The organism is uncultured Methanobrevibacter sp. (assembly GCF_937898925.1).
Lineage (GTDB): Archaea > Methanobacteriota > Methanobacteria > Methanobacteriales > Methanobacteriaceae > Methanobrevibacter.
On the sequence record NZ_CALDKF010000034.1, the window covers coordinates 1 to 24,642 of the forward strand.

Annotated in this window: 26 protein-coding genes; 21 read left to right on the forward strand and 5 right to left on the reverse strand. The window is 31.4% G+C overall.

Annotated features, from left to right (window positions below):
* The 10 genes from Q0409_RS02675 to Q0409_RS02720 form a co-directional block, all read left to right on the forward strand.
* Positions 1–254: DUF2149 domain-containing protein (locus tag Q0409_RS02675; protein ID WP_298534801.1), on the forward strand; the 254-nt coding region annotated here is incomplete at its 5' end.
* Between the two features lie 238 nt (positions 255–492).
* The gene (locus tag Q0409_RS02680; protein WP_298534803.1) at positions 493–720 is read left to right on the forward strand and encodes an AbrB/MazE/SpoVT family DNA-binding domain-containing protein; all 228 of its coding nucleotides are present in this window, start codon (positions 493–495) and stop codon (positions 718–720) included.
* A 428-nt stretch (positions 721–1,148) separates the two neighbouring features.
* Positions 1,149–1,400 carry a DUF5654 family protein gene (locus Q0409_RS02685; RefSeq protein ID WP_298534805.1) on the forward strand — a complete coding sequence of 84 codons (252 nt, stop codon included), beginning with the start codon at positions 1,149–1,151 and terminating at the stop codon, positions 1,398–1,400.
* Between the two features lie 140 nt (positions 1,401–1,540).
* A complete protein-coding gene (locus Q0409_RS02690; protein WP_298534808.1) occupies positions 1,541–2,320 on the forward strand; it encodes a zinc ribbon domain-containing protein in 780 nt (259 codons plus the stop codon).
* 374 nt (positions 2,321–2,694) lie between these two features.
* Entirely contained in the window at positions 2,695–7,203 is a 4,509-nt protein-coding gene (locus Q0409_RS02695) for a hypothetical protein (RefSeq protein WP_298534811.1), read from the forward strand.
* Positions 7,204–7,565: 362 nt separating this feature from the next.
* The gene (locus tag Q0409_RS02700; protein WP_298534815.1) at positions 7,566–8,285 is read left to right on the forward strand and encodes a (5-formylfuran-3-yl)methyl phosphate synthase; all 720 of its coding nucleotides are present in this window, start codon (positions 7,566–7,568) and stop codon (positions 8,283–8,285) included.
* A 130-nt stretch (positions 8,286–8,415) separates the two neighbouring features.
* A complete protein-coding gene (gene guaB, locus Q0409_RS02705; protein ID WP_298534817.1) occupies positions 8,416–9,909 on the forward strand; it encodes an IMP dehydrogenase in 1,494 nt (497 codons plus the stop codon).
* Positions 9,910–10,149: 240 nt separating this feature from the next.
* The gene (locus Q0409_RS02710; RefSeq protein ID WP_298534820.1) at positions 10,150–10,398 is read left to right on the forward strand and encodes a hypothetical protein; all 249 of its coding nucleotides are present in this window, start codon (positions 10,150–10,152) and stop codon (positions 10,396–10,398) included.
* Between the two features lie 157 nt (positions 10,399–10,555).
* The gene (locus tag Q0409_RS02715) at positions 10,556–11,323 is read left to right on the forward strand and encodes a hypothetical protein (RefSeq protein WP_298534822.1); all 768 of its coding nucleotides are present in this window, start codon (positions 10,556–10,558) and stop codon (positions 11,321–11,323) included.
* Between the two features lie 87 nt (positions 11,324–11,410).
* Positions 11,411–12,139 (forward strand): molybdenum cofactor guanylyltransferase, encoded by a 729-nt coding sequence (locus tag Q0409_RS02720; RefSeq protein WP_298534825.1) that lies wholly within the window; start codon positions 11,411–11,413, stop codon positions 12,137–12,139.
* 51 nt (positions 12,140–12,190) lie between these two features.
* On the opposite strand, the gene Q0409_RS02725 is transcribed toward Q0409_RS02720, so the two are convergent.
* The 3 genes from Q0409_RS02725 to Q0409_RS02735 form a co-directional block, all read right to left on the reverse strand.
* On the reverse strand, positions 12,191–12,754 hold the full coding sequence (locus Q0409_RS02725) for a methyltransferase domain-containing protein (RefSeq protein WP_298534828.1): 564 nt from the start codon (positions 12,752–12,754) through the stop codon (positions 12,191–12,193).
* A 38-nt stretch (positions 12,755–12,792) separates the two neighbouring features.
* The gene (locus tag Q0409_RS02730; RefSeq protein ID WP_298534830.1) at positions 12,793–13,350 is read right to left on the reverse strand and encodes a UbiX family flavin prenyltransferase; all 558 of its coding nucleotides are present in this window, start codon (positions 13,348–13,350) and stop codon (positions 12,793–12,795) included.
* A gap of 83 nt (positions 13,351–13,433) precedes the next feature.
* The gene (locus Q0409_RS02735) at positions 13,434–14,654 is read right to left on the reverse strand and encodes an HD domain-containing protein (protein ID WP_298534845.1); all 1,221 of its coding nucleotides are present in this window, start codon (positions 14,652–14,654) and stop codon (positions 13,434–13,436) included.
* Positions 14,655–15,156: 502 nt separating this feature from the next.
* Between Q0409_RS02735 and Q0409_RS02740 the strand changes: the two genes are divergently transcribed.
* On the forward strand, positions 15,157–15,363 hold the full coding sequence (locus Q0409_RS02740; RefSeq protein ID WP_292789107.1) for a molybdopterin-binding protein: 207 nt from the start codon (positions 15,157–15,159) through the stop codon (positions 15,361–15,363).
* 145 nt (positions 15,364–15,508) lie between these two features.
* Here the strand turns inward: Q0409_RS02740 and Q0409_RS02745 are convergent, their stop codons facing one another.
* Positions 15,509–15,946, reverse strand: coding sequence for a molybdenum cofactor biosynthesis protein MoaE (locus Q0409_RS02745; RefSeq protein ID WP_298534832.1), 438 nt, complete (start codon positions 15,944–15,946; stop codon positions 15,509–15,511).
* Positions 15,947–16,289: 343 nt separating this feature from the next.
* On the opposite strand from Q0409_RS02745, the gene Q0409_RS02750 reads away from it, so the two are divergent.
* Entirely contained in the window at positions 16,290–16,754 is a 465-nt protein-coding gene (locus tag Q0409_RS02750; RefSeq protein WP_298534834.1) for a hypothetical protein, read from the forward strand.
* On the forward strand, positions 16,755–17,162 hold the full coding sequence (locus Q0409_RS02755; RefSeq protein ID WP_298534835.1) for a hypothetical protein: 408 nt from the start codon (positions 16,755–16,757) through the stop codon (positions 17,160–17,162).
* Between the two features lie 23 nt (positions 17,163–17,185).
* Here the strand turns inward: Q0409_RS02755 and Q0409_RS02760 are convergent, their stop codons facing one another.
* Positions 17,186–17,722: a nicotinamide-nucleotide adenylyltransferase gene (locus Q0409_RS02760; protein ID WP_298534836.1), complete on the reverse strand. Its 537-nt coding sequence runs from the start codon at positions 17,720–17,722 to the stop codon at positions 17,186–17,188.
* 295 nt (positions 17,723–18,017) lie between these two features.
* Between Q0409_RS02760 and cofH the strand changes: the two genes are divergently transcribed.
* From cofH to Q0409_RS02800, 8 genes are all read left to right on the forward strand, one after another.
* Entirely contained in the window at positions 18,018–19,139 is a 1,122-nt protein-coding gene (gene cofH, locus Q0409_RS02765) for a 5-amino-6-(D-ribitylamino)uracil--L-tyrosine 4-hydroxyphenyl transferase CofH (protein WP_298534837.1), read from the forward strand.
* Between the two features lie 776 nt (positions 19,140–19,915).
* Complete coding sequence (locus Q0409_RS02770) at positions 19,916–21,625, forward strand: ATP-binding cassette domain-containing protein (RefSeq protein WP_298534838.1); 1,710 nt, start codon at positions 19,916–19,918, stop codon at positions 21,623–21,625.
* 66 nt (positions 21,626–21,691) lie between these two features.
* On the forward strand, positions 21,692–22,102 hold the full coding sequence (locus Q0409_RS02775; protein ID WP_298534839.1) for a universal stress protein: 411 nt from the start codon (positions 21,692–21,694) through the stop codon (positions 22,100–22,102).
* Positions 22,103–22,307: 205 nt separating this feature from the next.
* On the forward strand, positions 22,308–22,466 hold the full coding sequence (locus Q0409_RS02780; RefSeq protein ID WP_298534840.1) for a rubredoxin: 159 nt from the start codon (positions 22,308–22,310) through the stop codon (positions 22,464–22,466).
* A 55-nt stretch (positions 22,467–22,521) separates the two neighbouring features.
* Positions 22,522–22,677, forward strand: coding sequence for a rubredoxin (locus Q0409_RS02785; protein ID WP_295607161.1), 156 nt, complete (start codon positions 22,522–22,524; stop codon positions 22,675–22,677).
* Between the two features lie 104 nt (positions 22,678–22,781).
* Positions 22,782–23,279 (forward strand): ferritin, encoded by a 498-nt coding sequence (locus Q0409_RS02790; RefSeq protein WP_298534841.1) that lies wholly within the window; start codon positions 22,782–22,784, stop codon positions 23,277–23,279.
* A gap of 223 nt (positions 23,280–23,502) precedes the next feature.
* The gene (locus Q0409_RS02795) at positions 23,503–23,661 is read left to right on the forward strand and encodes a hypothetical protein (protein ID WP_298534843.1); all 159 of its coding nucleotides are present in this window, start codon (positions 23,503–23,505) and stop codon (positions 23,659–23,661) included.
* A 327-nt stretch (positions 23,662–23,988) separates the two neighbouring features.
* A partial coding sequence (locus tag Q0409_RS02800) for a malate dehydrogenase (protein WP_298534844.1) occupies positions 23,989–24,642 on the forward strand: 654 nt, incomplete at its 3' end.

The following is a 24,642-nucleotide window of genomic DNA, read 5'->3' on the forward strand; positions in this document are numbered from 1 at the left end:
TTGTTATTGCAGTTGGATTGTTGGTTTTCCTTGTTATAAGCTGGAACATGCAGGCAATTGTATTCAATGATAGTGTTACACCAGAGCAAAGACAGGATGCTATCAATGCCATGAAGCAGGTGACTGAAATTGATCAAGGCAAGCAGTTGAATGAGACTCCTGATGTAAGTTCCTCATCTGGAGAAGGGTACAGTGAGCTTGGAAAAGTCTACAAGGATTCCAATACAGGCAAGCTAATAATGATTGAAAATTGATTTATTTTTTTATTTTCAAAGTTTTTACCACAATGAGTTAGTTCATATAGTGGATTAACTCACTATTTTTTTTACACATTTGTGTTTATTCACAATTTCGCACTTTAAAAATTTTTATAATGTCTAAAGTCTAATATTTCATTGTAAAATAAAGTATTTTGAGTGAAATAATCGTCATAGTAACTTTTATTGTAAATATAATATTACATAACATTAATTAAAAAGTATGGTGATTTTTATGGTTATTGAAACTAAAGTCTATAAAAATAATCAAACTACAATTCCTGAAGTATACAGAAAAAAATATGATGTTCAACCTGGTGATATAGTGGAATGGGAAGAAAATGATTGTGGTGAGATTGTTGTTTCCTTTAAGAAAAAATTATCATTTAGTGATATGATAGGGGTAGGAACTGTAAAAACTTCTACAAATGCCGTTCAATTGGAAAAAAAGTTATATGAATGAGCAAATTATTATTCATTATAGGGCTATTCTCCCAAATGATGAGTTGCAGAGAGGGCAGTTAAATTGGTGATGAAAGAGAATTAACTGTTTCAAATGAATGTTATGTAGTGGATGTTATTTATTAGATGATTTTTTATTAATTTTTCATTATTTATCCTAGTTAATGTTTTTATTTTCTCATTTATGTTTATAATTTTCACTTATTTTCAAAATCTTAACTGAAAATTAAGCAAATCTTATTTTAATGTATTATTATAACTGTATTTTAGTAATAACTTTATATATGATAAATTACAAAATATCAAATAACTAAAAATTAGTCAATTCTATTTAACTGAAATTTTATGAGTGAATTTCTTTATTTAAGTTAAATTTGTAGTTAATTGCTAATTTTAGTTGTTTTTTTAAAAATATTATGGAGATATATTATGGTAGCAAAAACTGTTATGAAAACTATTATTACCTTAGTAACCACTGCATTCGGTTTAGTTGCAGGTTTAGCATGGAACGATGCAATCCAAAAGTTAATTGAAACCTTAGTAGGTACTGGAGATGCACTTGGCGGATTATTCATATATGCTATTATTGTAACTATATTAGCTGTTGTTGTAACCATCATTCTTGCTAGAATGGCAGCTAAAATGGGTATTGAAGTAGATGATGAAGTTAAAGGAGAATAAATAGTTTTTATTATTCTCTTTTCTTTACTTTTTTGTTTTAATTTTATATTTTTTTTTAATGTTTTTGAAAATCTTTTTTTATAATTATATATTCATTAGTTAATTGTATTTTGTTGATTGTTTGTTTAAGGGGGTTGAAAATGGCAAAATATTGTGGAAACTGTGGTAGGGAACTTTCTGATAATGCAAAGTTCTGTCCTAATTGCGGTTGGGAATACGTTCCAAGGTACAAGGCAGATCATTATTCAAAATCAGAAGAGTTTGATGGACCATTTGATGATTTTGATAACAGAAGCTCTACAAATCCTTTTGAAAGCTCTTCCAAAAAGAGTTCTGGAAATGATAAGGGAAACATTGGAAATGAAGAGAAATTTCCTTTTAAAAAGGTATGCATAGCTCTTTTCATTCTATTGCTGCTCTTTTCAATAATAACATTTTTTGCCTATGACAACAATTCAAGCGATTATGACACTTCAGTTCTAGAGGACAGTGCAGACAATATATCTCTTGATAAATACAGATACAACATGAATCCTCACGAAGATTGGGACAATGAGCCTTATAACCTGTCAATAGATAGGAATGCATATCTAAGCGGAGAAGGTAAAGTTCAGCTGATTGACTCAAACCATTCATACAACATCGAATCCGATGGATTCAACATCACAGAATATGAAACATATTACGTGAGTGTGGATGATGATGACTGGTATGTCTTGGACATTTTCAAATGCGAGTTTGAAACTCCTTCCGAAAGGCAAGTCTATTCAACAGATATGGATAATGGAGATCCAATCATAATTTACGGTGGAAAAGGGGAATATTCAGGTTATGGAATCATAATTCCAAGTTCAAGCGATAATTCAACCTATAAGAATCTTGACTTCTTGGAGTCTATTTTCTATTATAATAGTGAATAATCATTTTGGAATATTATTTTTTTAATCCAAATTCTTTTTTTTAACTATTTTTAACTTCAATCAAATATTGATTTAATTTAATTAATTCCAATTTAAATACAATATATCATTTATTTAATAAATTACTCTATAATTATAATTTTATTTTAATATTAAAATAATATTTTACTTTTAAATCAATTTTAAACCTCTAAAAACTGTTTAATTTATAAATGATGACTATCTAACTATTTTTGAAGAGAAATATTTTCTAAAAATTCTTTTTCAATACTTCGTATTTGAGATATTGTTGGGAATTCTTTAGGATTTCTTTCTCTTCTAAATTTTATGAGGTGTTATGTACATTGAAATTAAAAATTATATGTTTAATTTGTATGATTCTCTGTGTATTTTTAACATTTTCAACTGTTAGTGCAACTGATTTAGAGGATTTAAGCTTTAATTCAGTTGCAATCGATTCACAGTCTGAATCTTCCTTTACAAATTTAAATGAAGATATAAGTGATAATATTGTAAATAGCAATGAGGATGAGGATTGTGTAGGATCTATGAATGAATTATCCAACTTGAATGAGGATTCCAGTCCAAATTTAAGTTCTATTAATTCAGATGAGAGTTCTCTAAAATCTAGTATCAGCCCTAGTGGAAATACATTCAGCAGCATTCAAAGTTCAATCAACAGTGCAAAATCCGGTGATACAATCAATCTAAACGGAAAGACATTTACCGGAAATGGGACAGTCATTATAGTTAACAAATCCGTAACTATAAGTGGTGGTTCTGGAGATGTTAGAGCAACTTTAGATGCAAAAAAGCTATCTGGAATTTTTAGGGTCACAGTTCCTAATGTAAAATTGGTAAACTGCAATTTCATCAATGCAAATGACAAGGCAGTCTACTATCTGGAAGGCAATGGCCAAATAAGCAACTGCAATTTCAATCATAATAATGCAAGCACATTCTGTGCGCATATTTATGTTTATCCAAACACTACAAATTTCCTCTTGGAAAACTCTAACTTCTATAACGGCTTTTCATGGAAATATTCAAATGTGGCTATAGCTGCAAACAATGTTACAGTTAGAAATTGCACATTCATCAACAATACCGTTAGGAACAATGAGAGCATTCAGGCTTGCGGTGGAGGATTGCAAGTAGGGGTTTCAGAAACAATGATCAATAAGGGGACTGTTGAAAATTGTCTATTCATCAACAATTCAGCCATTTCTGACAATGAAACCACTCATGCAGGTGCATTTTGCTTCCGTCCTGGAATAAAGGTTTCAAATTCCACTTTCATCAATAATTATTGCAATAGAGTGGGAGGAGCCACCACATTGCATTCAGATGGTGACATAATTGATTGTATTTTCATAAATAACAGTGCTGGAATTTATGGAGGTGCTATAAGTACTGGTTTTGAGGTAAACAACATTAGCGTGAATATCAATTCATGCATTTTTGAAAACAACACTGCTCCTATGGGCGGTGCGATTCAAGTAAAAGGAAACAATGTAAGGGTTATTAACTCTACATTCAATGAGAATAAGGCAACTGGCACTGATGGTGGCGCATTGTTCATAATGGGAAATGAGGCAATAATAGTCAATTCCACATTCAATGAGAATTTCGCTAAAAACATTGGTGCTGGAATATTGATAAATGGAACTGACGTTTCAGTGTTGAATTCAAGCTTTGATGCAAACAGGGCAAGCTATGGAGCTGCCGTTTATGTGGTTGGATCAAATTCAAACATCTTCAGTTCTAATTTCACAAATCATAAGCTTGTGAATGGTTCCGTATACATTAAAGGGCCTAACACATATGTCTATGACAGCAATTTCAAGAACAATTCAGGTGAAAATGGAGCTGCAATTTACATTAAAGGCTCAAACAGCAATCTTATATTGAATAATCTAAGCTTCAACAATGTAAGCAAGAAGGGAGGGGCAATCTATATTGAAGGTTCAAATGCCAATATAATTGCTTCTGATTTTTCAAATAATTCTGCAATCCCAAATAAGTCTGATATCATAAGCGGATTAGGTGGAGCCATTTACATTAAAGGAGATAACAATACAGTTGACTCATCCAATTTCATATTCAACACTGCACGTAACGGTTCAGCAATATATACTGATGGGTCTAAAATGACATTATCCAATACCAATTTTGATAAGAATCAGGCTTGGTCTTATATATTGGATTCCTATGTTAACCCTGCTATCAGCTATTTCAATGAAAGCGACATTTTAATCAATTTGACCTTGGTTGGAGGCAATAATATTGCAAATGCAATCTATAATACTGCATCTATGGATGAGATATACTTCTATAATGTTAGTTACATATCCTCAAAAGGTCAAAAGGTCACTGGAAATGATGAGATACATCCAGTTGATGGAGCAGAAAACAGCATGAACGGAAGTCTTTTGTATCAGGACGATAGAGAGGATAACCAATTGGTTAATGTAATCATTTATAGAGAGAGTCCTGAGGAAATAGGTTTATTATCTTCTTCAGATGCGGTTTCTGATATTATTTCAGGCAATGAGATTATCTTGAATGAAACATTTACAACTGGCATTCTTGGAGATATAAAGTTTAATATTAGCGATTACATTGACAATCCATTAAGTCCTGGAAAATATTATCTCTACGCAGAACATTTTGAAGACGATTACTATAAGGCAATAGATGAAACAAATGAGTTTGAGATCATTCCAATCGTTGATGTAGCTGTTGATATTGGATCAAGCAGAGTGAATATAGATTTCAACAAGACAGTTAAATTCACCATTAAAGTCAAGAACAACGGTCCAAATAATGCAACTGGAGTGAATGTGAGTGCAATCATTCCAGAGGGATTGGTTTACTTATCATCCGTTCCTTCAATAGGCACATATGACCCTGAAAATGGCATATGGGATGTTGGAAACTTAGATGTAGGTGAAAATCAGACTTTGGTTATTAACGCTCAAACCAATAAGACAGGACTTATTGACTATCCTGTAAATGTGTCATCTATTGAAGAGGATTCCAATCTTACAAATAACTTGGACAATAAGACAATTAGGGTTCTTATGGCAGACTTGGCCATTACAGTCAATGCTTCTGAGGAGATTGTAAAGCCAGGGGATGTTGTCAATTGGACAATAACCGTTGTTAACAATGGACCAAACAATGCAAGCAAAGTGCTTGTCTTAGTGGATTATCCAGAGGAGGAATTGATCTATTTAGACAGTTCAAATGACACTTTCAATCAGACTGGGAATAAATTGGAGATTCCAAGTCTTTTGGTTGGAGATGAAATCAGTTTTGTCATTTCAACCAAGGTGAATTCATCAGATAAACCTTTAATCCTTAATGCAAATGTAAGTGCAGATACATATGACCCTATTGAATCCAATAATCATGATTCAGATAGCGTCGATGCTTTACCTATATGTGATTTGATAACTAAAGTGAGTGTATCTGAAAGCCCTGTAAATAAGGATGATGTTGTGGATTGGATTATTGTCGTTTCCAATGATGGTCCTGATGATGCAGCTGATGTAACACTTTCATTGTCTGATTTGGAATCATTGGATTTGATTGTACTAAATTCTTCTGATGATTCATTTGATTTGAATAACTATGAATGGATTATTGGTGATTTGGATAGTGGAGACAACGTTTCATTGGTTATCACAACAAAAGTCAATAGATCTGATGATTCAATTACTGTAATCGCTGAAGTTGAAACAAGCACATTAGAGTCTGATTATGAAAACAACATTGATAACGACTCTTTGATAATCAATCCAATATGTGACTTGATAATCGATATTGATGCATCAAATGACACAGTTAACTATGGAGATATTGTGGATTGGATCATTGTCGTTTCCAATGATGGTCCTGATGATGCTTCCAATGTTTCAGTTTCCTTATCTGATTTGGAGTCTTTAGGATTGATTGTGTTAAATTCTTCAGATGATTCATTTGATGCAGAAAACTATGAATGGATTATTGGTGATTTGGATAGTGGAGATAGCATTTCATTAAACATCACCACTAAGGCCAATAAATCCAATGAGAACATAACAGTTCTTGCTGATGTGGAAACAATCACTTATGAACCGAATAAGGAAAACAACCATGATAACGATAGTTTGGAAACACTTCCAATATGCGATATATCTGTAACAAAAAATGCTGATAAGAATCCGGTTTACGTTGATGAAGTTGTGAATTGGATAATAAATGTAACCAATAATGGTCCTGATAAGGCAAGTGAAGTGATTGTAAATGGCAGTTTCCCTGAAAGCTTGGAATTTATCATATATGAGTTGACTAAAGGCGAATTGGAAAGCATTGAAGATGATGATGGAAATCTCGTTAAGATAATCTGGAAAGTTGGTGACTTGGAGAGCAATGAATCCGCATTATTAGTCATTTCATCTAAAGCATTGGAGGAAGGTGAAGTTGTAAATAGCGTTAGCGCAAACTCTTCAACTCCTGACATGAACCAATCAAATAACCTTGATTCTGCAACCGTTGATGTTATTTTAAATGAAAGCGGAGAAAATAATCCTGATGAACCTGAAGTTCCAGAAAATCCGGATAATCCGGATAATCCAGATACTCCTGATACTCCAGAAAACGATTCAAATGAGGATTATTATGATGACTTCCCATGGGATGACTATTTCCCAGAAGATCTTTTTGGAAAAAATGATGAAAATGGCTCACAAAAGGATTTAGATTCCAAATCCAATGGAAATCCTATCAAAAGCTCTAAAAAGCAAATAGATATTTCTAAGAAAAAGACAGGTTATCCATTCGCTTTAGCAATTTTATCATTGTTTGCATTGTTTTCATTAGCCATTAGAAAAAATTAAAATTTTATTTTTGGAGTTAATATAACTCCTTTCTCTTTTTTTATCTTATTTTATCTTATTTTATCATTGATTCTTTCTCTTTTTTAGCTATTTCTTATCAATATCTTTTTCTATTATTTCTCCAAAGCCCTTTAGACAATATAAAAAATTAAAAGTATTTATATTATTATTTATAAAAGTATAAATAATCTAAAATATTTATATGAATTATTATTATATAATTAACAATAATTTCATTATAAAAATTTTCAGTAAAATCAGTTAATTTTAAATAATTAAAAGATTAACTAAATATAATAATTAAATAATTAAATAAATTAAGAATCAAAATGATTAAAATTATATAGTTTGGAGGAATATGATTGCTTTTATTAATTAGTCCTATAAATCATGATGAAGCTATTGAATCCATTGAAGGTGGAGCAGACATAGTTGATGTAAAAAATCCTAAAGAAGGTTCCCTTGGTGCAAATTTCCCTTGGGTTATTAAGGATATCAGAGAACTTACTCCTGATGACATGCTTGTAAGTGCAACTTTAGGAGATGTTCCATACAAGCCTGGAACCGTATCTTTAGCTGCTATGGGTGCATTGGTTTCTGGTGCAGATTACATTAAAGTAGGATTATACGGTCCAAGTAACTATGAAGAAGCTTTAGAAGTAATGGAAAACGTAGTTAAAACTGTAAAGGATACAGATCCTAATGCTATTGTTGTTGCTTCCGGTTATGCTGATGCTCATAGAGTTGGAGCTGTAAGTCCATGGGATATTCCTAAAGTGGCAAGAGATGCTGGAGCAGATTTGGCTATGTTAGACACTGCTGTTAAAGATGGGCACACTTTATTTGATTACTTAGATATTGATGATTGTAAAAAATTCACTGAAGAAGCTCATGGCTATGGATTGAAAGTAGCTTTAGCAGGATCTGTTAAAAAAGACCAATTAAAACCATTATATGACATTGGCTGTGATGTCGTTGGTGTTAGAGGAGCTGCTTGTATAGGTGGAGACAGAAACACCGGACACATTGACAGAAATGCTGTAGCTGAATTAAAAGAGCTTGTCAAATCCTTTGAAGAATAATTTCAAATATTTTTTAAATAGATGCTTATAATTATCTTAATTTTCTTAAATTAGGATAATTTTTTTTAAATCATTTTCATTAATTTTTAATTACACTTTTTATTTTTTACAATTTTTAGGAGGAAAAAAATTGCAATTTTCAGATAAGATATATAATGCAAAACCTGGTTACACTTATGATGATTTTTTATTAGTTCCTAACGCTTCCTGGATTGAAGCAAAGGATGTAGAAACTAAAGTAAACTTAACTAAAGACATCCAATTGAATATCCCTATTATGAGTGCTGCAATGGATACAGTTACTGAAGCTAATTTAGCTATTGCACTTGCTCAAGAAGGGGGAATCGGTGTTATTCACCGTAATATCACTCAAGAGGCACAAGTGGAAGAGGTTAAGAAAGTAAAAAGCGCTGAAGACATTACTGTACGTGATGTAGTTACTATCAGTCCTGAATCTTCCATTGAAACTGTCCAAGACATTATGGAAAACGAATCAGTTAGCGGTCTTCCTGTTATTGAAAACGAGAAGATTGTAGGAATCATCTCAAAAAGAGATGTAAGACCTTTCTTAAAATCTGATTCCAAAAAATTAGTCAAGGACATAATGACCTCTGAAGTTGTTACAATCAAAGAGAACACCCCTTCTGAAGAGGCATTGGATATCGCTTATGAAAACAAGGTTGAAAGATTGCCTGTTGTTAGTGAAGATGGTGATTTGGTAGGTATTCTTACCATTAAGGATATCTTAAATCAAGATCAACACCCTAATGCTGCACTTGATAAGAATGGTAAATACTTAGTTGCAGCAGCTTGTGGTCCTTTTGATTTGGACAGAGCTATGGCATTGGATGAAGCTGGAGCAGACATCATTTCCATTGACTGTGCTCATGCTCATAACATGAATGTAGTTAAATTTGCTGAAACCATCAAGGACAATATCGATGCAGACTTATGTATGGGTAACATTGCAACCCGTGAAGCTGCAGAAGACTTGATTGCTCATGGTGCAGACGGTCTTAAGGTAGGTATTGGTCCTGGTTCCATTTGTACTACCCGTATTGTAGCAGGTATCGGTGTGCCACAGGTTACAGCTATTGCAGATGTTGCAGATGTTGCTAGCGAAGCTGGAATTCCTGTCATTGCTGACGGAGGACTCAGATTCTCTGGTGACATTGCAAAAGCTATTGGTGCTGGTGCAGATGTTGTAATGCTTGGTAACTTGCTTGCAGGAACCTTGGAAGCTCCTGGTGACATTGTTACCATGAATGGTAGAAAATACAAGACCTACCGTGGAATGGGTTCCATTGGAGCTATGACTGGTGGATCCGGTGGTGGAGCAGACAGATACTTCCAAGAAGTGGATAAAGGCACCCATATGAAACATTCAAAATTAGTGGCTGAAGGTGTAGAAGGTGTAGTTCCATATAAGGGAACTGTAGCTGAAGTTGTATTCCAATTGGTTGGAGGATTAAAGTCTTCCATGGGATACTGTGGTGCTCGTGACATCCAAACCATGAAGGAAGTTGCTCGTTTCGTTAGAATCACTGCAAGTGGTATTAAGGAATCACATCCTCATGAATTGATGATCACTAACGAAAGTCCAAACTATCCAAATTTTGAATAGTTTGAAATATGATTTGAATTTAGAATAATTTTGTCTTATTCTATTTTCTTTTTCTTTATATCATTTTTATTTTGATTTGTTATTTTTTCAAATCAAATAATTCTTTTTTTACAATTCTAAATAGAATTGCTTTTTAAAGTCTTTAAATAGTAGATAAAATATTTTTAAAAAATTATTTATTCTATTTTTAACAGGTTTTATAAAATATTTTTAAAAATTTACTATAAGGAGATATATTTTATGTTAGATTTTATTAAAGGATTATGGAATCCTGTTGCATTTTGGATTAGTTTTATGATGAGCATTATTATGCCAATCATTTTTGGTGTAATTCCATTTTATTTATCTGGAAATGGAATTTCAATAGAAAACTGTTTAATTTTATGGCCTTTGAGGTGGCTTGTTGCTTACTTATTAATCAATACATTCGTTAGAGACACTGGTATGAAATTAGCTGCTAAAGTATTTGGATTTGACCCTGGCTACTGATTACTTAACAAATTTAATTTCTTTCTCTTAAAACGAATAATTTATTAAATTAAAGGAATAAACTACTAATATAAATTAATTAACAATTATTTGCTTATTCGATTAAAAAGTCTTATAGTGATTATTAATTTGTATAATTTTTATTGGAGTTTATAAAATGAGAGATAACAACGAAAGAAGTTGGAAAATCAGATTTGCAATAATCATGTTTGTCTTGGCTGTTGTCATCTTTTTAGCCAGATATCTCATCTTTGGAGACGGTGAAGAGATTATTGCTTATCTTTGGAAACATATAGGTTTCATTCCAATTGACATATTGATTGTCGCGTTCCTGCTTGAAGGCATAATGGGCAAAAAGGAACATGAAGCTATTTTAGAGAAAATAGATATGCTTATGGGTACTTTCTTCTCAGAAATTGGAAATGATCTTTTAGCTGAACTCAGCAAAGTCAATAAGAACAAGATCAATACTGAAAACCTAAAGGATATCAGGAACTGGGAAGAAAAGGATTTCGATAACAAGATGAAGGAATTGAAAGAAAACGGACTTGACTTCAAAGCGGATATTCCGCCAGAGGAAAGGGAAGCGTTCTTGACAAATGTTCATTCACTTCTTATGGAAAAGAGAGAATTTTTAGTAAACCTCATCAACAACCCTAATCTTTTAGAGAAAGATGAATTCTCCTCACTCTTGCTTGCTTTATTGCATTTGGATGAAGAGCTTTCCCGCAGAGGTGAATTCTCAGACATTAAAGATGCTGATTTCAATCATTTAAACGGTGACATGAAGAGAGTTTACACTAAATTGGTATATGAATGGGTTTACTATTTAAAATACCTTAAGAAATACTATCCTTACATGATTTCACTCGCTATCCGTACCAATCCATTTGACAGCGAAGCGGATGTTCATGTAAATGAATAGATTTTAAGTGGTTAATTGATATTTTCAATTGACCAACATTTTTCTTTTTTTTAATTTATTTTGATTTTATTTTTATAGATGATGTTTATGAATGGTCAAAAATTGTATTCTTGCATAGTTTTATCAGGAGGAATGAGTAGAAGAATGGGTCATGATAAGGGATCTATGATTATTCAAGAGAAACCTATGATTTTACACATACTTGAAAGATTAAACTATAAAATAAATGATGCTATAATTGTTTTAAATGATGCTCAAAGAATAGCTGATTATCAGTCACTACTTAATCAGTATTGTGATGGTGATATTGAAAGCAATTTTGATTATTCATTGGAATTTGTTGAAGATGAAGTTAAGGAAAAAGGTCCAATATCAGGAATCATGACTGGATTAAAGAATATAAAAACAGATTATGCACTTGTTTTGCCTTGTGATTCCCCTTTTATAAGTGGGGATAATATAGATGCAATGTTTAAGCTATTGGAGGAAAACTTGGAATCTGATATTGATGCAATCATTCCATTTCATATCAAGTCAAATAAGGACAAGTTCAAGGATACTGATGAATTTAACTTTGATGATGCAAGTGAAATGACCGTTGACATGAAAATAGCAAACTCTGAGCCATTGCATGCAATATATAAAAAAGAGAATTTGAATAAGATTGATGAGCTTTTAAAAGAAGATAACTTATATGTAAAGTCATTCATTAAAGGCTTGAAAAATCCTTGCTTTATAGAAGTTGACAATAAGGTTCTCTTTGAAGATGACTTTAGAAACTTCAACAGAAAAGAAGATCTTGAAGATTTAGAGTAATATCAATAAATGTCTTTTCAAAGCTATTTTTCATATAACTTTTTTTTACAATCATCTTTTTTTAGCAAAAATGATAGTCATTGGATTTTGACTTTCCATTTTTATTCCCTTATACAATAATTGTCCTTTTGAAATGTTTACGTGGGTGATTTGCGGATTGTAATTCAGTTCATCCAATTTATTGACTACATTCACTTCAATGTCAAGGAAATTGGTTAAAATAAGTATTCTGCCTTTAGAATTGATTTTTTCATGGACAATATCTAAGATTTCATTGTAATTGTCATTCTTGGCATGTAGTATAGCAATATCAAAATTTTCTATTTTTTCAATTGCAGATAAGTCATTCTCATTCATCAATTCAACATTATCGATATTTCCATGCTTTTTAATATTATTTTCGCTTATTGTGATGGCTTGTGGACTTTCATCTATTGTATATACCTTTTGAGCAAGATTGGAAAATTCTGATGAGATCTCTCCAACACCGCAATTGATGTCTAAAACAATATCTGAATCATTTACATCAGATTTATAGATTATGATTGATCTGATTTCCTCTTTTAGGAATCCTGATATGTCACATGTTGTTAATAAATCAAAGTCATTAATCATATTTCCAACTCAAAAGAAATTATTTATTGGGTATTTGATTATGGTTTTTCCCATCTTTTAAACATTTCATTGTCTATTCTTAAAATATCCAATACTTTTCCTACAATAAAGTCAGTCATGTCCTTGATGTCCTTAGGCTCATGGTAGAATGCAGGCATTGCAGGTAGGATAATTCCTCCCTCTTTAGAGATTTTAAGCATATTTTCAAGATGAACATCCCTTAAAGGAGTTTCTCTTGGAACTAAAACAAGGTTTCTTCTCTCTTTCAATGCAACATCCGCTACACGGCTTATTGAGTTGGATGCATAGCCATTAGCTATTGCGGATACGGTTTTCATGGAACAAGGGATGATTACCATTGAATCAAATTTAAATGAACCGCTGTTTATTGATGAATCAATTTCATTTGCTTCGAAATAGTGGTCTGCCAATGATTCAATATCTTCCAAATTGCAATCATTCAATTCATATTTCATCACTATTTTAGCGGAATCACTGATCAATAATCCTGTTTCTATATTAAGTCTTTTTAGTGCCTTTAGCAGTTCCACTCCGTAAACCACTCCACTTGCACCTGTAATAGCTATTACTATCATCTTATCCTCTCTTAAAAACAATATTTAATATTATTTAATATGATTTAATTATGATTGTTTATTAATTATTTTTATCATATTATTTAAAACAATGTTGACTGTTCAAAATGAATTGTATCAAATTTGTTTACTCTTTCTGGTAAATCAATGTAATTGTCTAATTTCAATCTATTTATTTTTTCTAAGTCTTCTTTAGGGACATAAAGTGCAATATCTGCTGAATTGAACCTTGCACTGCTTAAAGCTCCTACAATACTTGAAATCTCGTTTAGATGGTATAGGTTCTCTCCAAAGGAAACCCATGTTTTCATTTCATCAAAGCTTGGATATTCAGATACGTTTAGAATTACATAATTTCTATCCAAACCGAAGTCTTCACTGATTTCCTCTTCAGCCTTTGCCAGTTTTTCCTTTTCAATCTTAAATATTTGCTCAGGGTTTTCAAATCCGTTTACAGGTTCGGATTTAGCTACTTTCAATAGCTGTCTGTTGTCGATGCGTTCCATTATGTCTCTTGAAAATCCTTCAGAGCTTCTGCACATGCTTATCATATCGGAATCATCGTATTTGTACATCTCATTAGGATTTACAATGTCTTGACTGATCATATGCCTTAGGCATCTTCTAAACATTGCATTGATGATTCTTGTAGTGTGGTGCTGATAAACACTTGGATACATTAGATAACGGGCTGTAAGTGCTGCTTCTGCAGCTTGAACCCCTTTGATGTCCAATATCAATTCTCTCTTTAGCTTTAAGTTGCTTATTATACGTTCAGTATCGATTACTCCGTAAGCCACTCCAGTATAATGGGAATCCCTAATGAGGTAATCCATACGATCCATATCCAATTCTCCAGAGATGATAGGGCCTAATCTGCCTTTACCGTTTATTATGTCAACGATTTCCTGAGTGTTGAATTTTTCAGAAAGCTTGTCTGCCAAGCTGGTTTTTGTCACTATAAAACCTGTTAGCTCTTCATGAGGAACATCAAAAACAGCTTCTGAAACATGTGAAAATGGCCCATGGCCTGCATCGTGCAACAATCCAGCCATTCTAACCAATTCCTTGTCATGTTCATCCAATTCCAATTGTTCAGCAAGCTTTGATGCAAGATGCATTGTTCCAATGCAATGCTCAAAACGAGAGTGATTAGCCCCAGGATAGATCAATGAAATGAATCCCAATTGCTTTACCCTTCTTAATCTTTGAACTTGTGGGTAGTCCAATACTTCCACTTCAAATTCAGTTAATGGCAAGTTTCCATGGATACTGTCTCTGATGAATTTTTGGCGTGACATAATAACACATCTTAAGTTATCTTGAATTTTTAAAAATTATTATATTTATTTAGTTTTTTATTCTCTATTTTTTTCTTTCTCTTCATTTTTGATTATTAAATCTTAAAATATTCAATAATTATCTAATGGTATTTATAAAAGACTTATTTAATAAAGTTTTCTAATATTTAGATTAGTTTAAGCTTTTTATTCCCATTTTTTTCATTGTTAAATTAAAATTTTTAAATTTCAATCAATATTTTTCTTTATTTGAAATTTTTAATCTCATTTTCATATTGTTTTCATTGAAATAATTTTTAAAATTTGTAAATATTCAATTGATGTTTTCTTTATTATCTTTTATTATCATCGATTTGAAAAAATAATTTTTCATATTTCGATATGTATTAAAAAGTAATCGTAAAAATGTATTTAACTATAATATTTATATAATATTAAGGATAATTATAATATATGCAATAATCGAATTGCATAGTTATTTATAAATTCATATCGAGGTATTATTATGGAAATTAGTGCAAGAAACGGTTTAAAAGGAAAAGTTGAAAATGTAAAATTAGGAGAAGTTATGGCAAGCATTAAAATCGCAGTAGACGAACCGGGTATAATTACTGCAATAATTACTAGAGAATCCGCTGAAAAATTAGAATTAAAAGAAGGGGATGAAGTAAAAGCGGTTATTAAATCTACTGAGATTATGGTAGCTAAATAGATATTTTTTTGCTTTTTTATAAAATAAGTTTAATATAGCAAAATTTAGTTTTGATTTTATAGATTTAAATTAAATCTATCTTTTTTTATTTTTTTATTATTAAAAATAGTTTTTTTTTTTTAAAATGGTGGTATTAATGACAGAATTATCCTCCTGCCATTATAACTTTAGTTCCTTGATTGGAAAGCTCTTCTTTTTTAAAGTCAATTTCATGTTTAACTCTTTCTACGACTTCAGTAAGAGCATCTAAGGTTTCTCCTCTATGAGGTCCGAGAACAACTACAAGGAACAATTGATCTCCTGTGTAGAACTCTCCAATATAATGGATAACGCTTATTTCAAATACTCCATGTTTCACTTTAGCTGTTTCTACAATGGATTCTATTTCAGCCAATCCCTTTTCCTTATCTGGAAGAGATAATGTAAGCTTATCCACAGTCTTGTTTTCTTCTGTTCCTCTTACAATTCCTTCAAAACTGTAAATTGCTCCAGCTTCATCAACTCTTTGTGATTTTTTAATGTCTTCAATTAAATCTCCAATAGTGAAGTATTCTTCGTCTTTTTCTACAATTTTTATTACCATTTTATCATCCTAATAAATAATGAATAAAATAAATTTAAGTTTAATGCTTAAAGTTAATTTGTCTTATTCCATTAATATATTTAATTTTTTTACTAATAAATATAACTATTGTTATATAATTTTCCTTTCATATTTTTGTAATTTAATTAATTGATTATAATCTCTTTAATTAAGTAAACTATTTATAATAAATGGTAAATTTCAATTTAAAAGCAATATTATATTTAAATTGAAAAATAAAAAGTAATTAATCGTAATATTTAAATATTAACAATTTTAAATAGATTTATTGAAGGAGGAGTTTATTGAATTTTTAATTGAATTTTTAAATTGGAGAAATAATATGGCAAATAACATTAACTTATCAGATGTGCAATTATATAATCAAATAGCTGATTGGAATCATGTTAAAAAATTTGATTATAATAACAATAAACTTAGTGATGATTTAAGATTAAATGAAAATCATGTAGATGAATCCTTGGCTGAAGACTTATTGGGATTTTTAAAAGCAAATTTTAAGAAATCTGATAATTTTGATGATGTGGTTCTTTTTTTAAGGAAACATTATAATTTAAGTGATATTGTTCATGGGATACCTAAATTATTTAATAAAGAATTTCCTGGGGATCTGCTTGAAATACGTGTTTTATCTAAAATTAATGAAGAGAATAAATTAATCATCTTAGTTCATACTGGAATTGATGGTTTTAATGCATGTGAAAAAATAGAAAAAATAGAAGATACCCTTTATGATGACTTTAGCAATAATTTTTCAAATGTCTTATTTTCAGCGGAGTTCGTTTAAATGGGGTCCAATTCATTTGAATGGAAGGATTTTAATGATTTAGCGGATATTCTTATAAATCTAAATAGTGATGCAGCATATAGGACAGCAATAAATAGATACTATTTCTCTTCATTTTGTATTTCTAGAGACTATCTAATATTAAATAAGATTTATAGAAGCAAAAAAAGCAAGAATATAATGAATTCAGACTCTTCTGAAATTCATAAGGAAACTAGAGAAATATTCCGAAATGCTCCTTTCAATCATGATGAATATATTGGTGATAAGATTTACAGGGCATTACATGATTTAAGGGAAAAACGAAATAATGTAGATTATGATAAAAATGCTTCTGTAAACATAAATCTTTGTAATTATTGCAAATCAAGGTCAGAAATAGTATTTGATAATATAGAAAAATTTTAAAAAAGTAAAAAAAGATTAAGGAATTATTTTTCACTTAATTCCTTTTTGCTCAATTCCTTGATTCTGCATACTCCATCTATCTCGTCAATAACATTAGCAGTAGCTTTAGGAACAAGAGATCTCCAATCAGCATCATTTAGGATTCTGTCTCTCACTTCAGTTCCAGACAAGACTTCCCTATCAAATAGCTCTGGCTGATATACTTCGTATCCCTCTTCCTTGAACAATCGTTTTACAAGAGCATTTCCACTATATACTTTAGAAAAAGGAGGAGTCAGCATCTTGACTTGAGCAACCCACAATGCATTTCTATTGATGTCCTCAATAGGTATGATGTAATATCTTTTAGGGTCGATATCAGCATCATCCAATGCTTGTGTCATCATCATGATCCTTTCACCTGCAGTAAATGGGTCCTTTAGCTCATGGCTTAACTGAGCGCTTCCAATACCAATTACAACTTCATCAACAAAATTCAATGTCTTCTCTATAATTTGGATATGGCCATTATGAACAGGTTGCATTCTTCCAATTAATAAGCCACGTGTTACTTTCTTCATTGTATCTCTTTTTATTCCTTATAATATTAATATTTGATTATTTATTATTTGATTGTTGATAAAAATAAATTAATCAATAAATATAAATTGATAATTCAAATTAAATGTATAAAAATAATCATTTTTATCTTAAAATGTCTGATTTTTAACTTAATTTAATTAATAAATATTTTCTATTCTTTATTAATAATTTAATCACTTTTTAGTTAAAATTAAATCATTTAACCTATTAAAATTAATTATTTTTTTCAAATCATAGAAAACTTTATATGTTATATAGAACTGATTTAAAATTATGTACGATAGAATTAATGTGGCATCCAAAACTAAGAAGATTTTAGATAGCGCTTTTGATGAGCCTATCTCAGTTGAAGATGGGAATTACTTAATGAACCTAAAGGGTTCAGAAATTTATCCGCTTTTAGCTGCTGCAGATGCAGTCCGTGAAGAGATTGTTGGTGATAAGGTCACTTTCATCAATAACTGCAACATCAACTTCACTAACATCTGCCATGTACGCTGTGGATTCTGTGCTTTCGGTAAGGATCCTGATGATCCTGAAGCTTACCTTTTGGACGATGAAGGCATTTTGAATAAGGCTGAAGGCGGTTACCGTGATGGAGCACGCGAATTCACCTTGATGGGTGGAGTGCTTGAAGATGCAACAATAGAATATTATGAGCATCTTTTGAAATTGCTCAAGTCACATTATCCTAAAGTGGAAATCCATGGATTTTCACCAACCATGATTAGAGATGCTGCATTAAATAGTGAAATACCTGTAGATGAAGCGTTTAAAATATTGAAAAAGGCAGGTTTAGACACATTGCCTGGAACTGCCGCTGAGATATTGACTGATAGGTCCAGAGAGATAATCTGCCCTAAAAAGGTATCAACTCAAGAATGGATTGATGTAGTGAAGATAGCTCAGAAAGCTGGAATAACCGGTTCTGCTACCATGATGTATGGTCATGTGGAAACCATTGAAGAGAGAGTTGAACACTTAGATATTCTTAGACAAATCCAACTTGATACTGGAGGATTCAATGAATTCATTCCAATGACATTCATGCATGAATACTCTCCGATTTTCCTTGAAGGACAAAGGGATTTGGGAGCTACAGGTACTCAAGATCTAAAGCTTTATGCTGTTGCTAGATTAATGTTTAGAGACATCATTCCTAATATTCAAGTCTCTTGGGTAAAGATGGGCTTTAGATTTGCTCAAGTTTCACTTTTAGCAGGTGCTAATGACTTAGGGGGCACTTTAGGTGGAGATGAATTGTCTGCAGCTTCCGGAGCTCCAGATGGTGTTAATGCAAGCATTAGAGACCTAACTAAATTAGTCAATGACTTGGGAAGAGTTCCAATAGAAAGAAACTCCACTTATACAGAATTCTATCCAATTGAATTATAAATTTACTTTTTTAGTATTTTTTAACTTATTTTACTATTTTAACAAGGATGAAAGGATATCTAAGGCAAATCAAACCTGTTAACTTTTTGTAAAATTCAACTATCGTGAAACTACAGTTTATTCAATGAAAATTAAGATCATTTGAATTATGAAAAGGATAACAAGTAAAACTTGTCTCAAAGTCACGACCATAATTTCACCTCCTTTAATTTGGGAAATTGAGGATTTGTTTTAGATATCGAAACCTTGATAATAGTTTAAATTAATTATTTATAAATTTAACCAATTTTATGCCTTTTGTTTACATTTTAATTATCATATTGCTATTATTTTGTAAAAAACAATCTTTTTAGAATATTTATATTAAATTGGATTATGTAAAACTAGTATTTTTTTTTAAAAATTAGTTTAAAAAATAGTTTAGAGCATGTTAAAATTTTTAAATTATAAAAAAATAGCAAAAAATAGTACGTTAAAAGAATCCAAAAAGGAGGATTCTTCAACGTTTCAATTTCCCAATAAAGGAGTTTACATTATAGGTGTAAACCCTTAAACTTATTTTAGGATTTATAATATTTAAATCTTATCAATTATGAATTAATTATCTTTATTTTATAGTAAATATTGCTTTAATTTCGTTATTTTCAATTTTTTTAGGAATTTTGAAAAGGTTTTAAATATAGGTAATTTAATATTATATAATGTATAAATATTTTAATAATATTTAAATTAACAAATTAATAAAATAATCATTTAAAAATTCAAATCGTGGTATAATGATAAGTATTAAAAACCTTTCTAAATCATATAAGTTAGATAATGGGGAAGAAGTGAAAGCCCTAAATAACATTAATCTTGAAGTTAAAGAAGGAGAAATCGTAGGTATTTTAGGTACAAGCGGTTCCGGTAAAACTACCCTTTTAAGAATATTAAGAGGGGTGGAAAAATTCGATGAAGGTGAAGTTAGAGTAGAAAGATACACCTTAAAGCCGGATTCAACTCAATTTTATTTCAATCAAGTGAAAAAGGAAACTGCAATTCACTTGCAAAGGTCTTTTGGTATTTGGCCTGAAACTGTTCTTGACAATGTAGTAAGAAAGTTATACGGTGCAAAATACGGTGATGAGGCAGGAACCGACTTTGAATTGGCTCATGATCAATTCGATAAGGAAGCTTATGAGCTATTGGAGCTTGTAGGCCTTAAGGAAAAGTCCGGCCACTTGGCTTCCGTATTAAGCGGTGGTGAAAAGCAAAGACTTATCATGGCAAGACAGCTTGCTAAAAAGCCTAAAGTGATGCTTCTTGACGAGCCTGCTACAATGGCATGTCCTAAAACCAAACAGGAAATCTTGGATGCAGTTAAAAAGATAAATGAAGAGTTAAACATCACTATCGTTTTAGTATCCCACTTGCCTGAGATTCATAAGTTCCTAGCTGAAAGGGTAATCCTTTTGGAAGATGGTGAAATAGCTAAAGAGGGAGATGTTGATGAGATCATCGATGAGTTCCTATCTGACATTGAAGATCCTGTTGACATTGAGCTTGAATCCACAGATGAAACCTTGATTAAAGCATGTGATTTGGATAAAAGGTTCTATTTGCTTAAAGGTAAAGACGTTTTGCACATGAAGGACATCAACTTTGAAGTAAAGAGAGGAGATATCCTATCTTTAGTAGGTCCAAGTGGAGCAGGTAAGACAATTCTTCTTCGTATGTTAGGTGGTATGGATGTTCCTGACAGCGGTGATGTATTTTTCAAGCTTGAGAAGGATGGAGAAACCAAATGGGTAGACATCAGAAAAGCAAGCCTTGACAGGATGGAAGTTAGAAGAAACATAGGTTTCATGCATCAGGAATTCGCTTTGGTATACTGGGCTACCGTTCAAAGCCAATTGGCTAAGAAACTAGGTTATAAAAGATTTGATATGGTTCAGGAAGCAAAAGAAAGGGCTAAGGAAGAAGGATTGCCTGATATCTTGCTTGATGCATTGTATCAATTGACTGACCTTCCAGAAAGAGAAGCTAAAGCTCGTCTTGAGCAAGTTGGACTTGAACCAAGCATTTTAGATGAATTGTTCCCTAAATTCCCTGAAACTGAAATAGCTGAACAGGTTGCAGACCTCTTTGAAGCGCTTGACTTGCCTTTAGACATTTTAGGAAGAAGATCATTTGAATTGTCCGGTGGTCAAAAGGTAAGGGCTATGCTTGCACTTGTGCTTGTATCCAAACCAGATATATTGCTTTTAGATGAGCCATTTGGAGACTTGGATCCAAAAACCTTGAGAACAGTAACCAACTCACTTAAGAGAATCTGCAAGGAGTTTGGAACTACCATTGTAATGGTTTCACACAATACAGACTTCATTAGGGAATTAAGTAACAGGGCTATCTTCATTGACCAAGGTCTTCTCAAGGATGACACCAAAGATGTCGATAGGTTAGTTGATGATTTCATTGGATTCTGTAAGGCTGATTACTTGATGTAATCAGTTTAATTTTTTATTTTTCATTATTTTTTAATCAATAATTTTTATTCTTTTTAAGATGATACTATGTTTAAGAATATTTTAGTTGCTAGCGACGGTTCCAAATGTGGAGACAAGGCAGTTGATTTAGCTATTGATTTGGCAAGCAAATACGGTGCAAAGATCTCTGCTTTATACGTTATGGATTTTGCTCTCGACTTTTCATATGATGACTTGGATGATGCTGGCGGAGCGGTCTTGGATGAGATTACAGCTAAGGGAAAGGAAAAGAATGTGGTTGTGGTTGAGCATATCATCACAGCAGATCCTATTCAGGATATGGCAACAATGATTAGGAAGATAAACCCTGACATTGCTGTTTTCGGAGCTTTTGGAAAGTCTATGGATAAGGAAGAAACAATTGATTATTCTAAGATTGGTAGAGTTGCAGAAAATGCCTTAAAAGTCTCTAAAGTTCCTGTTATTTTAGTTAAGTAATCATTTTAACTATTTTTTTATTTTTTTATTATTTTATAAGTATTCATTTTCTCTTTTTAATTTTTCATTATTTTGATAATTTTCTTTTTTCACATTTATCAAATCATCATTTCCAATGATTAATTTAAATAAGTTGTAATAAAATAAAACAATTTATATATTATTAATAGTAAAAATATTATTATATTTTATTGGAGGTAAAATTATGGCAAAATACAGATGCACTATTTGCGGATATGAATACGACACAGAAGCTGGTGAAGAAAGAAGAGATGTACCTGCAGGAACTGAATGGGATGACGTGCCTGCTGATTTCAAATGCCCATTATGCGGTGCAGTAAAAACTATGTTTAAAGCATTATAATTGATTTAAACTTTTTCATATACTACTTTCTTTAAATCTGATGAAGGTGAATAAAATGGTATTTGTATGTGACATATGCGGATACGAATATAATCCTGATGCTGGTGACCCAGATAATGGTGTAGAACCAGGCACTGCTTTTGCAGACTTACCAGATGATTGGGTTTGCCCATTATGCGGTGCAGAAAAAGGAGATTTCGTAGAAGAATAAATAAATTTAACTTATGATTATTAAATTTTCATTCAATTTCAATTCTGAATTATTGGATTATTGAAATGATAATTTAATAATTTTTTTAATTTTAAGGTGTTATGATGGTAAATGAAAAGATGGAAGCAGCATTAAATGCTCAATTAAACGCAGAAGTTTATTCTGGATACTTATACTTATCTATGGCAGCTTACTTTGAAGACATCGACTTAGCAGGATTCGCTAACTGGATGAGAGTTCAAGCTGCAGAAGAATTAGAACATGGTATGAAATTCTATGATTACATCATTAGAAGAGGGGCAAGCGTAACCCTTACTGCAATTGAAGCTCCACAAACTGAATGGGAATCTCCACTTGCAGCATTCGAACATGTTTTATCCCACGAACAAATGGTTACCGGCTTAATCAATGATTTGGTTGATTTAGCTATTGAAGAAAAAGACCATGCAACCAACAACTTCTTGCAATGGTTCGTAGAAGAACAAGTTGAAGAAGAAGAAAACGCTATGGAAAACTTAGCTAAACTTAAATTAGCTGGCGACGACAACTCTTTATTATACAAACTCAATGAAGAGTTCGCAGGTCGTGGCGGTGAAGAATAGATTTGATCTATTCTTTTCTTTTTTTATTTTTTAATTTTTTCTAATTATCTATTTTTAAAACTATTTTTCTCTAAATTTAAACAATTATTTAATCTCTTATTTTTATGAAATAACATCAATTTGATTGAATAATTATAATATAACAATTAAAATGAAAGTAAACTCTTAAAAAAACTATAATATTTATTTATAATGAAAATTAAGTATCAATTGAAGGTTTTTCATGCCTGCAGAAAATATATTTATTACTCGGAGGCATAAAATGAAAACTGAAATTGGATATATTCTTAAACATTCTTCTGAAGTCCTTAAAGAACATTTTAAAGACATTCTTGGATATTCATTAGAAATCTTGAAAATTTTCATTTTGCTAATGAAATAAATTTGTATCTTGTAGTCGAATTTTAAAAAATTTTTGTTTAATATTTTCATTGGGTAGTTTTTTACCTTCAATATAAAGTAAAGATTAAATATTCTTAAAAATATATTATTATTTAGAGTTTATTTCAAACTCCGAGTAATGAAAAATTTAAAGTTAAGAATTCTATTTGAATTCTTATACTTTAAGTTTTAAAACTATCTTTTTTTATATTATTTTAAAATTCATTTTGTTTTATTTTTAGTAAACTATTTTTATTAGAAATAAAATAATATAACTATATTAAGTAATTTATTGTTTTAATTAAAATTAATCTTAAGGAGGCAAATTATGGTAAAGGTTAGTGTAATGGGTTCAACCGGTGTAATAGGTAAAAACGTTACTTTCAAATTGGCTAGAGCAGATACAATAAGTGAAGTTGTATTGTTTGCAAGACCTGAAAGCATTGACAAGGCAAAGGGCCAAAGCTATGACATGTATGATGCATTGGCTGCTGAAGATATTGATTGTTTACTCACCCCATCCTGTAATTATGAAGATCTTGCAGATTCACAAATTGTATTGATTTCTGCAGGTGCTCCAAGGCATGAGGGGATGAGCAGAAGGGATTTGGCTTTTGTAAATGCTAAAATAGTTTCCAATTATGCTAAGCAGATATCCATTCATGCGCCTGATGCTATTATTTTAGTTGCTACAAATCCTGTGGATGTAATGACCACAATCGCTTTGGACGCTTCAGGTTTCGATAGAGACAAGGTCATTGGTGTAGGAAACCACTTGGATTCCTTAAGACTCAAAAATTACTTTGCAAGAATATTGAACATAAACAGCAGTGAAATCCATACAAGGGTTATTGGTGAGCATGGAGACAATATGGTTCCTCTTTTAAGTTCAACAACCATTAGTGGTATTCCTCTGAAATACTTTGTTGAATATGTGGATGTTAAGAGCCTCATACAGCAGTTGAGAAATGCCGGAAATACT

Coding starts and splice junctions, on each gene's coding strand:
- Q0409_RS02680 (WP_298534803.1), top strand. CDS start 493: ATGGTTATTGAAACTAAAGTCTATAAAAATAATCAAACTACAATTCCT.
- Q0409_RS02685 (WP_298534805.1), top strand. CDS start 1,149: ATGGTAGCAAAAACTGTTATGAAAACTATTATTACCTTAGTAACCACT.
- Q0409_RS02690 (WP_298534808.1), top strand. CDS start 1,541: ATGGCAAAATATTGTGGAAACTGTGGTAGGGAACTTTCTGATAATGCA.
- Q0409_RS02695 (WP_298534811.1), top strand. CDS start 2,695: ATGATTCTCTGTGTATTTTTAACATTTTCAACTGTTAGTGCAACTGAT.
- Q0409_RS02710 (WP_298534820.1), top strand. CDS start 10,150: ATGTTAGATTTTATTAAAGGATTATGGAATCCTGTTGCATTTTGGATT.
- Q0409_RS02715 (WP_298534822.1), top strand. CDS start 10,556: ATGAGAGATAACAACGAAAGAAGTTGGAAAATCAGATTTGCAATAATC.
- Q0409_RS02720 (WP_298534825.1), top strand. CDS start 11,411: ATGAATGGTCAAAAATTGTATTCTTGCATAGTTTTATCAGGAGGAATG.
- Q0409_RS02725 (WP_298534828.1), bottom strand. CDS start 12,754: ATGATTAATGACTTTGATTTATTAACAACATGTGACATATCAGGATTC.
- Q0409_RS02730 (WP_298534830.1), bottom strand. CDS start 13,350: ATGATAGTAATAGCTATTACAGGTGCAAGTGGAGTGGTTTACGGAGTG.
- Q0409_RS02740 (WP_292789107.1), top strand. CDS start 15,157: ATGGAAATTAGTGCAAGAAACGGTTTAAAAGGAAAAGTTGAAAATGTA.
- Q0409_RS02745 (WP_298534832.1), bottom strand. CDS start 15,946: ATGGTAATAAAAATTGTAGAAAAAGACGAAGAATACTTCACTATTGGA.
- Q0409_RS02750 (WP_298534834.1), top strand. CDS start 16,290: ATGGCAAATAACATTAACTTATCAGATGTGCAATTATATAATCAAATA.
- Q0409_RS02755 (WP_298534835.1), top strand. CDS start 16,755: ATGGGGTCCAATTCATTTGAATGGAAGGATTTTAATGATTTAGCGGAT.
- Q0409_RS02760 (WP_298534836.1), bottom strand. CDS start 17,722: ATGAAGAAAGTAACACGTGGCTTATTAATTGGAAGAATGCAACCTGTT.
- cofH (WP_298534837.1), top strand. CDS start 18,018: ATGTACGATAGAATTAATGTGGCATCCAAAACTAAGAAGATTTTAGAT.
- Q0409_RS02770 (WP_298534838.1), top strand. CDS start 19,916: ATGATAAGTATTAAAAACCTTTCTAAATCATATAAGTTAGATAATGGG.
- Q0409_RS02775 (WP_298534839.1), top strand. CDS start 21,692: ATGTTTAAGAATATTTTAGTTGCTAGCGACGGTTCCAAATGTGGAGAC.
- Q0409_RS02780 (WP_298534840.1), top strand. CDS start 22,308: ATGGCAAAATACAGATGCACTATTTGCGGATATGAATACGACACAGAA.
- Q0409_RS02785 (WP_295607161.1), top strand. CDS start 22,522: ATGGTATTTGTATGTGACATATGCGGATACGAATATAATCCTGATGCT.
- Q0409_RS02790 (WP_298534841.1), top strand. CDS start 22,782: ATGGTAAATGAAAAGATGGAAGCAGCATTAAATGCTCAATTAAACGCA.
- Q0409_RS02795 (WP_298534843.1), top strand. CDS start 23,503: ATGCCTGCAGAAAATATATTTATTACTCGGAGGCATAAAATGAAAACT.